This window comes from Pantoea osteomyelitidis (genome assembly GCF_044342975.1).
In the GTDB taxonomy this organism is placed as follows: Bacteria; Pseudomonadota; Gammaproteobacteria; order Enterobacterales; family Enterobacteriaceae; genus Pantoea; species Pantoea osteomyelitidis.
Genome location: NZ_JBGFSN010000003.1, coordinates 54,010 through 68,071, shown reverse-complemented (window position 1 = coordinate 68,071; position 14,062 = coordinate 54,010). Strand labels below are relative to the sequence as shown.

Genomic DNA, 14,062 nt, shown 5'->3' with positions numbered 1-14,062 from the left:
GGAAAGTGTAAAGCAAAACGGCGAAGAAGTGCGACCAGATGTGCGGTCAGACGGGGAAAAAGACAAATCCGGGTGAGCAACCGCTCACCCGGCGAAGCATCAAATGGCCCAGCCGCCAGCGTAAAAAGCCACCAGCGCGATAGCGATAACCAGCGTGCCGATGTTCAGCTTGCGCCACTCGCCAGCAAACACGCGGCCAATCACCAGCGCGCCGAAGCCCAGCATAATGCCGGTCACGATGTTGCAGGTCAGGACAATAAACACCGCCGTCAGCAGACCCGCCATCGCATCGACAAAGTCGCTGAAGTCGATTTTCGCCACGTTGCTCAGCATCAGCAGACCCACGTACATCAAAGCCGGTGCGGTGGCGTAAGCCGGCACCAGGTACGCCAGCGGTGACATAAACAGAATCAGCAGGAACAGCAGACCCACCACAATCGCCGTCAGGCCGGTTTTTCCGCCCGCCGCCGTGCCCGCCGCCGACTCGATATAAACCGCCGCAGGTGACGCGCCGACCAGACCGGCAAACAAACTGCTGATGGAGTCGGTGGTTAACGCGCGGCCGCCGTTGATGATCTGCCCCTCTTTATCCAGCAGGTTCGCCTGGCCCGCCACCGCGCGAATGGTACCGGTGGCGTCGAACACCGCCGTCATCACCAGCGCCAGCACGCTCGGCAGTACCGCAGGCTTCAGCGCGCCCATAATATCCAGGCTGAACAGCAGCGAATGGCCGCTGGCATCTTTCAGGCTCGGCATGGCGAACAGGCCCTGGTAGTTAACGGCGGGATCAAAAATCAGCCCCAGCACGGAAATGCCGAGAATGGTAAACAGGATGCCGCCGGGCACGCGCCGTTTTTCCAGGCCAAAAATCATGCCCAGGCCACCCAGCGCCATCAGCACCGGAAACGAGGCGAAGTGTCCCAGCGCCACCGGCAGACCCGGCGCCGGATTTTTTACCACCAGGCCAATGCCGTCTGCGGCAATCAGCAGCAGAAACAGCCCGATACCGACGCCGGTGCCGTGCGCTACGCCCATCGGCAGGTTACGCAGAATCCAGGCGCGGATGCCGGTCGCGGAAATCAGGGTAAACAGCAGCCCCATAAGGAAAACCGCGCCAAGCGCGACCGGCACGCTGATCTGTTGTCCCAGCACCAGGCTAAAGGCAGTAAAGGCGGTCAGCGAGATGGCGCAGCCAATCGCCATCGGCAGGTTGGCCCACAGGCCCATGATAATAGAGCCGAAGCTGGCGACCAGACAGGTCGCGACAAATACCGCCGTAGGCGAGAAGCCCGCTTTGCCCAGCATGCCGGGCACGACGATCACGGAATAGACCATCGCCAGGAAGGTGGTCAATCCCGCAAGGATTTCCTGTCGCACGCTGCTGCCGCGTGCGGAGATGTTGAACCAGGCGTCCAGTTTTCCACTGGCCGGGCGAGATTCGTTAGACATAGTAGAGCCTCTGAAATGATTTTTTTAAGGGTGGTGCGCCATGCGGCCTCGGTCTGTTTTCGTTCCCTGGTTCCGTTACGATCGCGTTGAAAATTCAGCGCATTGTCATAAGGCAAACGTTTACCTGGCCGCAAAGAAAAGGCCGTTCGCCAACGGCCCGATAAAAAGGCAAACGATTATCCGGCCTTTAGCGGCAGATTTTCAACTGCTGTTTCGCGTTTGATCAGGATAAATCGCACCACTCGCCGTCGAGAAAGCGCACTTTCACTGCGGCCCGGCAAACTCTACGGAAGCCGCAGCGCGAAACGTAATAACAAATTCTTATGAAAGCGGCGCGTTGCGCAACAGGGTGAATCATCCGTTGCGCAACGGGAGGAAAAGATTCAGCTGGCGAGGTTTATCGGGCCGCCCTGCTCAATCGCACGTTGCCATGCGGCGCGCGTCTGAACTTTTTGCAGCCACTGCTGCGTGGCGGGCATCGCATCCAGCCCGCCGCGCGAGGTCAACGCCAGCAGCGGAAAACTCATCTGAATGTCCGCAATGCTGAAGCGCTGGCCTGCAAACCACGGTTGGGAAGCGAGGTGTGTTTCAATCATCTGCCTGTGCGGCGCCAGCTGCTTGTCGATATAAGCGCGCTGCACGCCTTTGCCGAGCGCGGCACCCACCGGCCTTATCAGCCAGGGAACCGGCGACTTGCCAAGGCGGCTGAATATCAGCTTCATCACCAGCAGCGGCATCAGCGAGCCTTCCGCATAGTGCAGCCAGTAACGAGACTGCAACTGCGCTGCTTCATCGGAAAGTTTCAGCCGATTTTCGTCGTCGTACTTCGCTTCCAGATACTCCAGGATCGCGCCAGATTCGGCAATAACCCGATTTTCATCGGTGATCACGGGCGATTTGCCGAGCGGATGCACTTTTTTCAGCGCTTCCGGCGCCATCATGCTTTTTTCTCGCTGGTAGCGCTTGATTTGATAAGGGACGTCCAACTCCTCCAGCAGCCATAGCACGCGGTGTGAGCGAGAATTCTCAAGATGGTGGACGGTGATCATAGCGGCTCCCGGTTGCGGTTCTTACACCAGTATAGTTGGCGTCGCTAAAATACCTGCGCGCATCAACCCTCGTCGCCCGGCTGCTGCTCATGCCCCGGATCCAGCAGCACCGCGCCCGATCCCTGTTGCGCCAGTCGATCGCCGGGATTACGCAGCGGGCAGTCGCGCATCGACAAACAGCCGCAACCGATGCAGCCATCCAGGTCGTTACGCAAGCGCGTCAGGGTTTCGATACGCTTATCCAGCTCCTCGCGCCAGTGCTGCGTCAGAGCGTCCCACTCCTGCGTCGACATACGCTTATCCGCCGGGACGTGCATCAGGCTGTCGCTCACCGTCGCCAGCGGAATGCCGATGCGCTGCGCAATCTTAATAATGGCGACGCGTCTGAGCACGTCACGGCTGTAGCGCCGCTGGTTGCCTGCGTTGCGCGAGCTGAAGATCAACCCTTTTGACTCGTAAAAGTGCAGCGCCGATACCGCTACGCCGCTGCGCTTCGCCACTTCGCCCGGCGTTAACACCGGCTTAGGGTAATTGCGATCTTTTTTCATTTGGCCCTTTACCTCAAGTTAACTTGAGGAATTATACTCCTTCCCCATCAAAACCACGAATCCCACACGACATAAGAAAGTGCACAAGAAAGGATGAGGCTATGATGCAACAGGAAATAATTCATTCTTTGACCGACTGGATTGACCAGAACCTGGATAAAAGCTTATCGATCGATGAAGTAGCGGCGAAATCGGGTTACTCAAAATGGCACCTGCAACGAATGTTCCGTACCGTCACCAAACAGACGTTGGGCGGCTATATTCGTGAGCGTCGCTTAACGTTGGCTGCCGAAGCGCTGCGCCAGACGCATCGGCCGGTGTTCGATATCGCCATGCAGTATGGCTACGATTCACAGCAAACCTTCTCCCGCGTTTTCCGCCGTCAATATTCGCAAACGCCGACCGCATATCGCCATACGATGCGACGTCAGGCGATACAGCGTCCGCGCCTGGTCAGCTTTGGCTGCGGCGAAAACGTCGCCAGCTTTACTCAGCGCACCATCGGCGAGTGCTGCCCGGTTCGTTAACAGCCTGCGCGCCCCGTGCGGGCGCTCTCTCCCCTCGCTTCCCGCTGTTCACCCTCTGCTGCTATCCGTCGTTTCGATAAAATTTTCTCTACCATACCAGTTACAGATTTTGTTCAACTTTTCAAAACGAATGATATAATGTGACCTGCATCACACTATTAAGCTATGTGTGGACGACATAAAGGCGCCCCCTGACCTGCCTTTACGCCGTCATTATTGTCCGGAGCGTCAGGGATGATCACCGCTTGAGGTTCGTTGCAGATGGCTACATTAACCACCAGTTTTCTCATTATGCGTTGGGAATTGCTCAGCGCCCTGATGATGTTTTTCGCCAGTACCCTGAAAATTAAATGTCGTCAGACCAGCCATAACGTGATGGCGTTTATGTTTGGGGGCATTGGTCTGGGCATGTCCTGTTGGTTTGTGACCGGGCTGCTGGGTATGACGTTGAGCATGGATAACCTGCATAATTTTATGGAGATATCCAAAAGCGCCTTTGTGCAGGTGATGAGCCAGACGCCGGCCGAATGGCCAATGCCCTGATAACCGGCAATAAAAAACCCCGCTAAGCGGGGTTTTTTACATTGCTGTGTCGATCAAATTTTCTTCAACATGGCAGGAATGTTCACATCCTGCACGGTCACACCCGGTCTCTGCGTTCCGCGGCGGTCCTGAATCCACATATCTCCCATCATCTGATTAAGTCCACGATCCAGTCCGGTTACCAAACCTGCCCCTGGGGTAAAGGTCAGTTCGCCGAAAAAGATATGCTCCTCATGGATGTACCAGTCAACGCGCACATAGTCGAAATCGCTGGCCAGCTTTTTACTCAGCTCAAGGGCATGTTGCAAAGAGGCCATCTGCGGCGTGATATCCAGGCCGGTGTCGCGAATCTTGTGAAAGGCTTCACACAGATTGTTAACGTAGAAGTTCATCGACAGCGCCGGGTTAGCCCGGTTGTAGATCACCTGTAGCACATATTCAAAATTGCCGTCACGCTTGTTGAACATGTGAAATTTGTAATCTATCGGCGCGCTTTTACCATCGCCAATATATTGTTCCACCAGAATGCGCGGCTTGATGTAGCGATAGTGGATCTCACGCGCCTCTTTGGCGAAGTCGGTCTTGAGCCATGTGTAGCAGTTGTTGATGATCTGCTGCTTTTTCAGCGCGTCCGGCTCTTCCAACAGAATCTCTACCATATTTGAACCGTGGTTCGGCTTAATCACCGTGTTCTTCCAGCTACGCAATGCGTTCAGCGTGGTGGGATCGGTGGTTTCATATACCAGCGGGATCAGATATTCATCGCCGACTTTTTCAGCTATGTATTCGCGTACCGAGTACTTGTCCGACAGACGGCCATAGTTCTGATAATCGCCAAAGACGAATTTACGATACAGTACTTTCTCATTGAACACTTTCGGCTGACGCAGATTAGGCAGCTTACGGAATTTGTGAAAGTAGTAGATGCGGTCCTGGTATGACCAGGGCATCTTCTTGATAAAATACTGTACGCTTCTTCTGAGTTCTTCTTTCAACTTGAGCATATGGACCTCATTTGTAGGTTTTGTAGTTGAGTGAGGAAACTTGAATTTTTTGAATGACGCCATTTTTGAAGAAGTAATTCATTACGGTAAGGGACAAGAACTCTGAAAGGAAAACGCTCCACGCGGCGCCCATGATGCCGTAGCCCTGGATCAACCACCAGGAAAGCGGCACGCTGATAAGCATCAGACAGACAATTTTCCTCAGCAAATAGTTAAATCCACCCTCTTTAACCATGTAGCGATAGGCTACGGTCCCCATTGCCGAAAAGCAGGTCGCTATCGACAGCAACGTAATGAGACTTCCGGACTGTGTGTACTCCTGACCGTACAAAGCGATCACAATCTTCTCTCCATAAAAAGCGATGAAGAGAAGCATCAATAATGAAACCCCCATGACATAACCATTCAGCCGCGCTGCCAGTTTCACGGCGGTGTCGCCACGCTCCCTGAAAATTTCAGTGAAGCATGAAGTAATGATCGCTACGGGGATAAAAATCCACGAGGCGGCAATGGTATTGGCTGCGGCAAACAGGCCAAGATCGCGTGCCGAACCGGCGCCCGCTAAAAACATTTGGGCGGTTTTCACCTGAACAGAGATGAAAATGCTGGAGATAGCCAGCGGCAGGCCGGCATACATCAGATAGCGAAAATAGGTGCTGCGCTTCTCCTGCGGCGGCGCCATATCCTGATTATCGCGATAGAAGTTGTAGCGCTTGATGACATAGGGCACCAGAGTGACCGCCACAATCGAGAGCGTCAGCCACAGGGGATTAAGGCGGAACCAGGCGATGACAAAGCTGATAGCGAAGCTGAGCACCATGCCGACGGAGTTCGCCACGGTATTTAGCCGCGAAGCCAGACGCGCATTGTTGTAGACGCTGAAGGTATCCTGGGTGACGAAAACCGATGCGACAAAAGAGGCCAGCGCAAAAGCCAGGAAGCTTTCCTGCATGTTGTACCAAACCCAAATCAACACCGGCACAGAGGTCAGCAATAGCAGCACCATGCGCAGCGTGCGCGCCACCGTCATCAACCGCAGCCCTTTCGGCGCGCTTTTGCTGATGCGTTTAAACAGAATGGTTTCGGTACCGAAAATCGCAACGGTTTGCACCATTGAGAACAACGAGGTGGAAAACGCCATCTGACCGAAAACGGTTGGACCGAAAGATTTTGCCACGTAGGAGGTCACGAATATGACGCCGAAAACGGAGACGATTTTCTCTGACATCATCCAGGCGGCATTGGACATTACGCTAAGTTTCATTGACTCATCCTTTGTATTACTTACTACTACAGCGTTCGTTGCAATATCCCTGTATTGAATAAACAAGCGCGCAATGGGCCTGACGATAATTAAAGACTTCAAACTAAGCTGGTTCGAAAAATGAGAATAAAAGTTGGGGTCTGAGACTATTTTCAGGAAAACTCTGATTATATTTGGCTAAATTTTGTCGTTTTGTAAACGATTTCAGCCCGTTAAATGAAGCTCTTTCCCCTGGCATATCCTGTGAATTTTGCAAGCAAGTTATGCTGAAATTACAATGTAAGTAGAATTTTTTCCATTTGGGATGTGAAGAATTTATATCAAAAAACCCAATCCAGGAAGGCGCGCAAACCCGATCGGAATAAAATAAGATTTATCCCATGATGATATTTATTCTAAATATCTTAATTTAACCTTCGCAATTCAAATCGCGCACTTTAATACTGCATTAATACTCTTTTTGCAGTACCAGAGATTAATACAGTTATTCTCATCCGTTAATTGATAAGAAAGGTAAGAGCATTTATGAGAAAGTCACGATATAGCGAAGAGCAAATCACCAATGCCATTAAAGCTTCTGAATCAGGAGTTAAGGTGCGGGAAATTTGCGAAGAGTTAGGCATCTCTGAAGCCACCTTCTATAGCTGGAAAAAGAAGTTTTCAGGTCTTTCTTCAGAAGAAGGCAGAAAAATCAGAGAGTTGGAAGAGAAACTTCAAACCCTCACCCGCGAGCTGCAGACGCTCAGTTCAGATAAGGAGATGCTGCAAAGCGTACTTAAAAACTTCTTTACCACGAATGAGAAACGCCAGGCGGTCAATTTCTTGCAGAACACTTTCGACATCGGCACCCGTCGCAGCTGCCGCCTGCTTGATATTAGCCGTAGCGTTTACCATTACCCTTCAAACTGTGATAGTCGATAAAATCACAATACCGTCTTTTCTTTGAATGATGTGTAGGTTTTGTACTTAACAGATGAAAGGAAGATCGTTAAACATAACTTTCATGGTCTGACTTTTCGCACCATTTTTTTCTGATGTTTTCTGTCGAGGAAACACATCTTTTGTGCGGTAAACGTGATTCACAACAGCAAAAGTCTCGCTATTCAAGCCAGTTAACAAATGCCCAATCTCAATTCGGGGAGATTGGGCATTTGTGCCTTTCCTTTATTAATTCCCCGTCATGGCGCTGACCCGCAGGCGCGCTGTTCAGCAAAGGTAAACAACTCCCGGTTTATCTGGTCACAATAACGTCATATATGAATGGACCTAAAATGCTTGTCCTGGTTGTTAACAAAAAGCGAAGTAGTAAACTGTTGAAAAACTTTCCCCAGGAATTATCCGGAAATAAAAGTTAATAATTCCTTATCACTTACCTCATCTGCTTCAGCCATGCTGTTGATACCCCCCGGTGAAAGATTCACATCATTAATCTTTTTATTTGCGAAACTTCTCAGGTTTATCGCAACATCGGCGTTACAAATGAAGCAAAATTTGGTTCATCCTTACACAAAGCCAGTACCAGAGACGTTCAGCAGAAGGTTGCGCAACAATATCAGAGAAAAATTTTGACTGATTTGTCGCCTGTTTAGTCCATTACTTTGAAGGAGTAGGCAGTCAGGCAAAGCGAATGCTTTATATTTCACCCCAGGTTACGCGCAGAAAACAGCATTAGCCAGGAAGAGCAGAGGAGAATAACTGTGGGTTTATAGCAAAGAGGATAAATTTTGCGCTAAAAAACCAGCCTGTTGTTATAAAGGACAACCACAACATCCCTCTGTCAGCCAAATATGCAGGTTTATCCACCTGGTCATAATCTTAAAATGCAACAAAACAGAGAGATAGAAAAGTTTAAACAAGCATGCAACCACACCTCAGACTTTCATTTTTTTAACCAACGGCTGAGGTTTAATACGCATCGCGTAAATAACGCCAATTATCAGACAGGCAATGCCGCTAAGAGTTAATAGCGGCGGCCAGCTTTGCCGCCAAAAAAAGGTCCATAAAAGACCAAAAAGCGTTTCGAAGACGATAAGCGGCCCGAGCAACACAGTAGGAAGTCGTTGGCTGGCGGCATTCCAGCACAGCGTGCCCAGCCACGAGCAGAGCAGGCCAATCGCCAGCATTAACAATACGAAAACGTGCGGACGCGGCCCCAGCGGCAGAACGAATTCAGGCCGCTGCCAGGCAAGCTGTCCACTGACCAGCAGCCACGCCAGTAGCGCCAGCGGCAGCGTGACGACGCCCTGCGCCGTGGCCCAGGTTGAGGGTTTCGTCTCAGGATGACTGCGCAGCCAGCGCGCGTTGCGTAAGGGATACCAGGTCCAGCAGACCACAGCAAACAGTGCCAGCACAATGCCGGTCAGGTAACGACGCACATTCAGCGATGGGCCCAGGGTTTGCAGCTCGGCGCCGTTCACGCACAGCAGGCCCAGCGCGATGAGGATCAGCGCAGGCAGCAGGCTGCGCCAGGAGAGCCGCCCTTCAAGATGGCCATAACAGAGGTTTGCCGTAACGGAAATCACCACAGGTAGGGTACCGATAATCATGGTAGAGACAGGGGCGCCGGTACGCTGAATGGCATTCGCCAGGCAGGCGTAATAAAGAAGGTTGCCGATCAACGACAGCTTCAGCGCTTCAACCCAGTCGGCCGATCGCAGCCGACGTAGCTGGTGACGGGCATGCCAGGCCAGCGGCATCGCGATAAGTCCAAAAGCCACGTAGCGGCCCGCTGACTGTAGCGTGCCGGGATAGTCGGGCACGATTAGCGGTCCGACAAAGATGAGTCCCCACATCAAGCCCGCCGCCAGAGCAAATAATATGCCTGCTAACATTTTTTCTTTTCCTTTATTACCTGAGGCGCTCAGTCTCCCTGAGTCAGCAGCAAAATTCTTGTAGCAGATTGCTGTCAGCGCGGCTGCACCTGCTTCTGGTAACGCACCGGCGTAATGCCATAGCGATGGGAAAAGGTGCGGGTCAGATGCGCCTGGTCAGTTAAGCCGACCGCCGCCGCCACATCCGCAGCGGCAAAGCCGCACGCCAGCATCTGCTTTGCTTCATAGAGACGAAAAGCCATCAGCATCTGGTGCGGCGTGACGTGAAAGTGATGTTTAAAGGCGCGCAGGAAATGCCAGGGTGTTAACGATACCAACGAGGCGAGGGTTTCGAGGCGGACGTTTTGCGCCAGGTTTGCGCGCAAATAGTCGCGCACGCTGTCAAAACGGTGTGCCGCTTCGCTCTGATGCCGCCGCGCCATCCGGGCGAAAGGCCGCATGGTCGCCAGCAGATCAACCATCAGTCCTTCCCGCTCCAGCGCCGTTTCAGCCTGCCAAAGCGCGCCCAGCGTTTGCGACAGCGGCTGGGCAAAGCGGGGATCGGTACGCATCGCTTCGCTGAACCACCACCCTGTTTCGCCCGTGAGCTTGTCCATGGTTTCAGGCTGTATATAAACCATGCGATAGCGCCAGCCCTCTTCGCAAGCCGACTCGCCGGTATGCAGCTCATCCGGATTCATCATTACCAGCGAATGGGCTGGCGCAACATAGTGCGCGCCGCGATAACGAAAACGCTGCGCGCCCGCAACGATAGTGCCGATACCGTACGCCTCATGGGTATGCGGCTCAAAGGCGTAACGCGAAATATGCGCCTGATAAAGCTCAACGCCCGGCAGCTCCGGCAGCTGACGAAACTGGGCGCGATCTTTTTCGCAGGGAAACATGGAGGGCACAACGGACACGGTAAACATCCTCAAACGCAAGCCTGTAGCTGCTCAGGATCCTGCTTTCGGCAGCAAAACGCAAAGGTGAAAAAATAGCCGACCCACAGGCGTGAAAAAGGCGGGATAAAACCCGCCTTCTTTTATAACCAAAACGCTTTTGCGAGATCATTTTCCCGCCGGGCTGACGTCGATCAGAACGGAATATCGTCGTCGAAATCCATTGGCGGCTCGTTGCTCGCCGGTGCGCTGTTCTGCTGCGGACGCGACTGCGCGCCGCCGCTGAACTGGTTTCCGCCCTGCGGCTGCTGCGGCTGGCCCCAACCGTTGTTATTGTTGTTGCTCTGACCGCCCTGCCCCTGACCGCCGCCCATCGGCGCGCCGTTACCGGCGCCTGCGCCCTGCTGGCGACCACCCAGCATCTGCATGGTGCCGCCGACATTGACCACCACTTCCGTGGTGTAACGATCCTGGCCGCCCTGATCCTGCCACTTACGCGTACGCAGCTGGCCTTCGATATAGACCTGCGAGCCTTTACGCAGATATTCGCCCGCCACTTCCGCCAGCTTACCGAACAGCACAACGCGGTGCCATTCGGTAATCTCTTTGTTTTCGCCGGTCTGTTTATCACGCCAGCTTTCCGACGTGGCCAGCGTAATGTTGGCGACTGCGCCACCATTCGGCATATATCGGACTTCCGGATCCTGACCCAGATTCCCGACAAGAATCACTTTGTTAACGCCCCGACTGGCCATGTTGGTCTCTCCCAATGAGTTTATTGCTTCAAGTCTAAACCGTTAATTCTACCACGTCCCGGCCTGCGAGTCCTGGTTTCGAGCTGGGTTCCAATTTTGATTCTCTCGCCCCCGCTTTGCAAGAGAGTACTGGATATTTATTCAGGTTATTTTTTATGCCATAATAATCTGTTTCTTCTGGCTGTGTCGGCAAGGCATGGCGAGTGCTGCTAATCCGGGAAATGTGAATGGATAAGATAGAAGTTCGTGGTGCCCGCACCCATAATTTGAAAAACATCAACCTGATCATCCCACGCGACAAACTGATCGTGGTTACCGGCCTGTCAGGTTCCGGTAAATCTTCGCTGGCATTTGATACACTCTACGCCGAAGGTCAGCGTCGCTATGTTGAGTCGCTCTCCGCCTATGCCCGCCAGTTTCTTTCTTTAATGGAAAAGCCGGACGTCGATCATATCGAGGGACTTTCCCCTGCCATTTCCATCGAGCAGAAATCGACCTCGCATAACCCGCGTTCTACCGTCGGTACCATCACAGAGATCCATGACTACCTGCGTCTGCTGTTTGCCCGCGTCGGCGAACCGCGCTGTCCGGATCACGACGTGCCGCTGGCGGCGCAGACCGTGAGCCAGATGGTGGATCAGGTGCTGGCGCAGCCGGAAGGCCGTCGCCTGATGCTGCTGGCGCCGGTGGTCAAAGATCGCAAAGGCGAACATACCAAAACGCTGGAAAACCTTGCAGCGCAGGGTTACATCCGCGCGCGTATCGATGGCGAGGTGTGCGATCTTTCCGATCCGCCGAAGCTGGAGCTGCAGAAAAAGCACACCATCGAGGTGGTGGTCGATCGCTTCAAAGTGCGCGAGGATCTGGCGACGCGTCTGGCCGAATCGTTTGAAACCACGCTGGAGCTGTCCGGCGGTACCGCGATCGTGGCGGATATGGATGATGCCGACGCCGATGAGCTGCTGTTCTCCGCCAACTTCGCCTGCCCGATTTGCGGCTACAGTATGCGCGAGCTTGAGCCGCGTCTGTTCTCCTTTAACAACCCGGCTGGCGCCTGCCCCACCTGCGACGGCCTCGGCGTGCAGCAATATTTCGATCCGGATCGCGTAGTGCAGAACCCTGAGCTGTCGCTGGCGGGCGGCGCGATTCGCGGCTGGGATCGTCGCAACTTCTACTATTTCCAGATGCTGCGCTCGCTGGCGGAACATCTCGATTTTGACGTCGAGTCGCCGTTCAATAGCCTGAGCGACAAAGCGCAGCAGGTGATCCTTTACGGTTCCGGTAAAGAGAGCATCGAGTTCAAGTACATCAACGATCGGGGAGACACTTCGGTTCGTCGCCACCCGTTCGAAGGGGTGCTGCATAACATGGAGCGCCGTTATAAAGAGACGGAATCCACTGCGGTACGTGAAGAGCTGGCGAAATTTATCAGCAACCGCGCCTGCGCTACCTGCGAAGGCACGCGCCTGCGTCGCGAAGCGCGCCATGTGTTTGTGGAAAATACCAACCTGCCGACCATCTCAGAAATGAGCATCGGGCATGCAATGGAGTTTTTCCATAACCTGAAGCTCAGCGGCCAGCGCGCCAAAATCGCCGAGAAAGTGCTGAAAGAGATTGGCGATCGCCTCAGCTTTTTGGTAAATGTCGGCCTGAACTACCTCTCTATGTCCCGCTCCGCCGAAACTCTCTCTGGCGGCGAAGCGCAGCGTATCCGGCTGGCCAGCCAGATCGGCGCCGGGCTGGTAGGCGTGATGTATGTGCTGGATGAACCCTCTATCGGCCTGCACCAGCGCGATAACGAACGTCTGCTGAGCACGCTGATCCATCTGCGCGATCTCGGCAACACCGTGATTGTGGTTGAGCATGATGAAGATGCGATCCGCGCGGCGGATCATGTTATCGACATCGGTCCGGGCGCGGGCGTGCACGGCGGTCAAATCGTCGCGGAAGGCACCGTTGAAGAGATCATGGCGCAGGAAGATTCCCTCACCGGCCAGTTCCTCAGCGGCAAACGCGAAATCGCCGTGCCTGCCGAGCGGGTAAAAGGCGATCCGTCCAAAGTGCTCAAGCTGAGCGGCGCGCGCGGCAACAACCTCAAGGATGTCACGCTGACGCTGCCGGTCGGCCTGTTTACCTGCATTACCGGCGTTTCCGGCTCCGGTAAATCGACGCTGATCAACGATACGCTGTTCCCGATTGCGCAGCGTCAGCTGAACGGCGCAACCAGCGGCGAAGTCGCGCCCTATCGTGAGATCAGTGGCCTTGAGCATTTCGACAAGGTGATCGATATCGATCAAAGCCCGATTGGCCGTACGCCGCGCTCCAACCCGGCAACCTATACCGGCATCTTCACGCCGGTGCGTGAACTCTTTGCCGGCGTGCCGGAATCGCGTTCACGCGGCTACAATCCAGGTCGTTTCAGCTTTAACGTGCGCGGCGGACGGTGTGAAGCCTGCCAGGGCGACGGCGTCATCAAGGTTGAGATGCACTTCCTGCCGGACATCTACGTGCCCTGCGATCAGTGCAAAGGCAAGCGCTACAACCGCGAAACGCTGGAGATCAAATACAAAAGCAAGAGCATTCATGAAGTACTGGAGATGACCATCGAAGAGGCGCGTGACTTCTTTGATGCGGTGCCTGCGCTGGCGCGTAAGCTGCAGACGCTGATGGATGTCGGTCTCTCTTACATTCGCCTTGGTCAGTCGGCAACGACGCTGTCCGGCGGCGAAGCGCAACGCGTGAAGCTGGCGCGCGAGCTGTCGAAACGCGGTACCGGCCAGACGCTCTACATTCTGGATGAGCCGACCACCGGTCTGCACTTTGCCGATATCCAGCAGCTGCTGGCCGTGCTGCATCAGCTGCGCGATCAGGGCAACACCATTGTGGTGATTGAGCACAACCTGGACGTGGTTAAAACCGCGGACTGGATTGTGGATCTGGGTCCGGAAGGCGGCAGCGGCGGCGGCGAGATTTTGATTGCCGGTACGCCGGAGACCGTCGCCGACTGTGAAAAATCACACACGGCGCGCTTCCTTAAACCGCTGTTGAAAAAGTAGTTTCTTCAGGCCAGCATCATGCTGGCCTTTTTTGATCTCCTGCTGTTTTCGCCAGAAAATTGCAGAAACAGGCAAGATTTAAACATATTCAGGCATAGGCGCTGCTCTCTTCTCTGACTATCCTTAACGCTGTTCCGTTGTAACGAGTTCCTCTT

General features: G+C 53.9%; 12 protein-coding genes. 4 read left to right on the top strand and 8 right to left on the bottom strand.

Features of this window, described 5'->3' with window-relative positions; translation table 11 throughout:
• Nucleotides 1-99: 99 nt before the first annotated feature.
• The 3 genes from ABU178_RS02570 to soxR form a co-directional block, all read right to left on the bottom strand.
• Nucleotides 100-1,449, bottom strand: coding sequence for an NCS2 family permease (locus ABU178_RS02570; protein WP_397211697.1), 1,350 nt, complete (start codon nucleotides 1,447-1,449; stop codon nucleotides 100-102).
• A 383-nt stretch (nucleotides 1,450-1,832) separates the two neighbouring features.
• The gene (locus ABU178_RS02565; RefSeq protein ID WP_397211695.1) at nucleotides 1,833-2,498 is read right to left on the bottom strand and encodes a glutathione S-transferase family protein; all 666 of its coding nucleotides are present in this window, start codon (nucleotides 2,496-2,498) and stop codon (nucleotides 1,833-1,835) included.
• A gap of 62 nt (nucleotides 2,499-2,560) precedes the next feature.
• On the bottom strand, nucleotides 2,561-3,046 hold the full coding sequence (soxR, locus tag ABU178_RS02560) for a redox-sensitive transcriptional activator SoxR (RefSeq protein WP_397211693.1): 486 nt from the start codon (nucleotides 3,044-3,046) through the stop codon (nucleotides 2,561-2,563).
• 101 nt (nucleotides 3,047-3,147) lie between these two features.
• Here soxR and soxS point away from each other — a divergent pair, with 101 nt between their 5' ends.
• Together soxS and ABU178_RS02550 are read left to right on the top strand one after the other, a co-directional pair.
• Nucleotides 3,148-3,573, top strand: coding sequence for a superoxide response transcriptional regulator SoxS (gene soxS / locus ABU178_RS02555; protein ID WP_397211691.1), 426 nt, complete (start codon nucleotides 3,148-3,150; stop codon nucleotides 3,571-3,573).
• Between the two features lie 261 nt (nucleotides 3,574-3,834).
• Nucleotides 3,835-4,116: a YjcB family protein gene (locus ABU178_RS02550; RefSeq protein WP_397211689.1), complete on the top strand. Its 282-nt coding sequence runs from the start codon at nucleotides 3,835-3,837 to the stop codon at nucleotides 4,114-4,116.
• 53 nt (nucleotides 4,117-4,169) lie between these two features.
• Here ABU178_RS02550 and ABU178_RS02545 read toward each other — a convergent pair whose 3' ends face one another.
• Both ABU178_RS02545 and ABU178_RS02540 read right to left on the bottom strand, forming a co-directional pair.
• Nucleotides 4,170-5,120, bottom strand: a complete 951-nt coding sequence (locus ABU178_RS02545) for an ATP-grasp fold amidoligase family protein (RefSeq protein ID WP_397211687.1) — start codon at nucleotides 5,118-5,120, stop codon at nucleotides 4,170-4,172.
• A 7-nt stretch (nucleotides 5,121-5,127) separates the two neighbouring features.
• Nucleotides 5,128-6,384 (bottom strand): MATE family efflux transporter, encoded by a 1,257-nt coding sequence (locus ABU178_RS02540; protein ID WP_397211685.1) that lies wholly within the window; start codon nucleotides 6,382-6,384, stop codon nucleotides 5,128-5,130.
• A 525-nt stretch (nucleotides 6,385-6,909) separates the two neighbouring features.
• Between ABU178_RS02540 and ABU178_RS02535 the strand changes: the two genes are divergently transcribed.
• Nucleotides 6,910-7,305 carry a transposase gene (locus tag ABU178_RS02535; RefSeq protein WP_397211683.1) on the top strand — a complete coding sequence of 132 codons (396 nt, stop codon included), beginning with the start codon at nucleotides 6,910-6,912 and terminating at the stop codon, nucleotides 7,303-7,305.
• 950 nt (nucleotides 7,306-8,255) lie between these two features.
• Here the strand turns inward: ABU178_RS02535 and ABU178_RS02530 are convergent.
• The 3 genes from ABU178_RS02530 to ABU178_RS02520 all read right to left on the bottom strand — a co-directional run bounded on the left by ABU178_RS02530 (nucleotide 8,256) and on the right by ABU178_RS02520 (nucleotide 10,851).
• Nucleotides 8,256-9,215, bottom strand: coding sequence for a DMT family transporter (locus tag ABU178_RS02530; protein WP_397211681.1), 960 nt, complete (start codon nucleotides 9,213-9,215; stop codon nucleotides 8,256-8,258).
• Between the two features lie 74 nt (nucleotides 9,216-9,289).
• Nucleotides 9,290-10,117 carry an AraC family transcriptional regulator gene (locus ABU178_RS02525; RefSeq protein WP_397211679.1) on the bottom strand — a complete coding sequence of 276 codons (828 nt, stop codon included), beginning with the start codon at nucleotides 10,115-10,117 and terminating at the stop codon, nucleotides 9,290-9,292.
• A 173-nt stretch (nucleotides 10,118-10,290) separates the two neighbouring features.
• Nucleotides 10,291-10,851, bottom strand: coding sequence for a single-stranded DNA-binding protein (locus ABU178_RS02520; protein WP_397211677.1), 561 nt, complete (start codon nucleotides 10,849-10,851; stop codon nucleotides 10,291-10,293).
• A gap of 227 nt (nucleotides 10,852-11,078) precedes the next feature.
• Between ABU178_RS02520 and uvrA the strand changes: the two genes are divergently transcribed.
• Nucleotides 11,079-13,907 (top strand): excinuclease ABC subunit UvrA, encoded by a 2,829-nt coding sequence (uvrA, locus tag ABU178_RS02515; protein WP_397211675.1) that lies wholly within the window; start codon nucleotides 11,079-11,081, stop codon nucleotides 13,905-13,907.
• Nucleotides 13,908-14,062 lie beyond the last annotated feature (155 nt).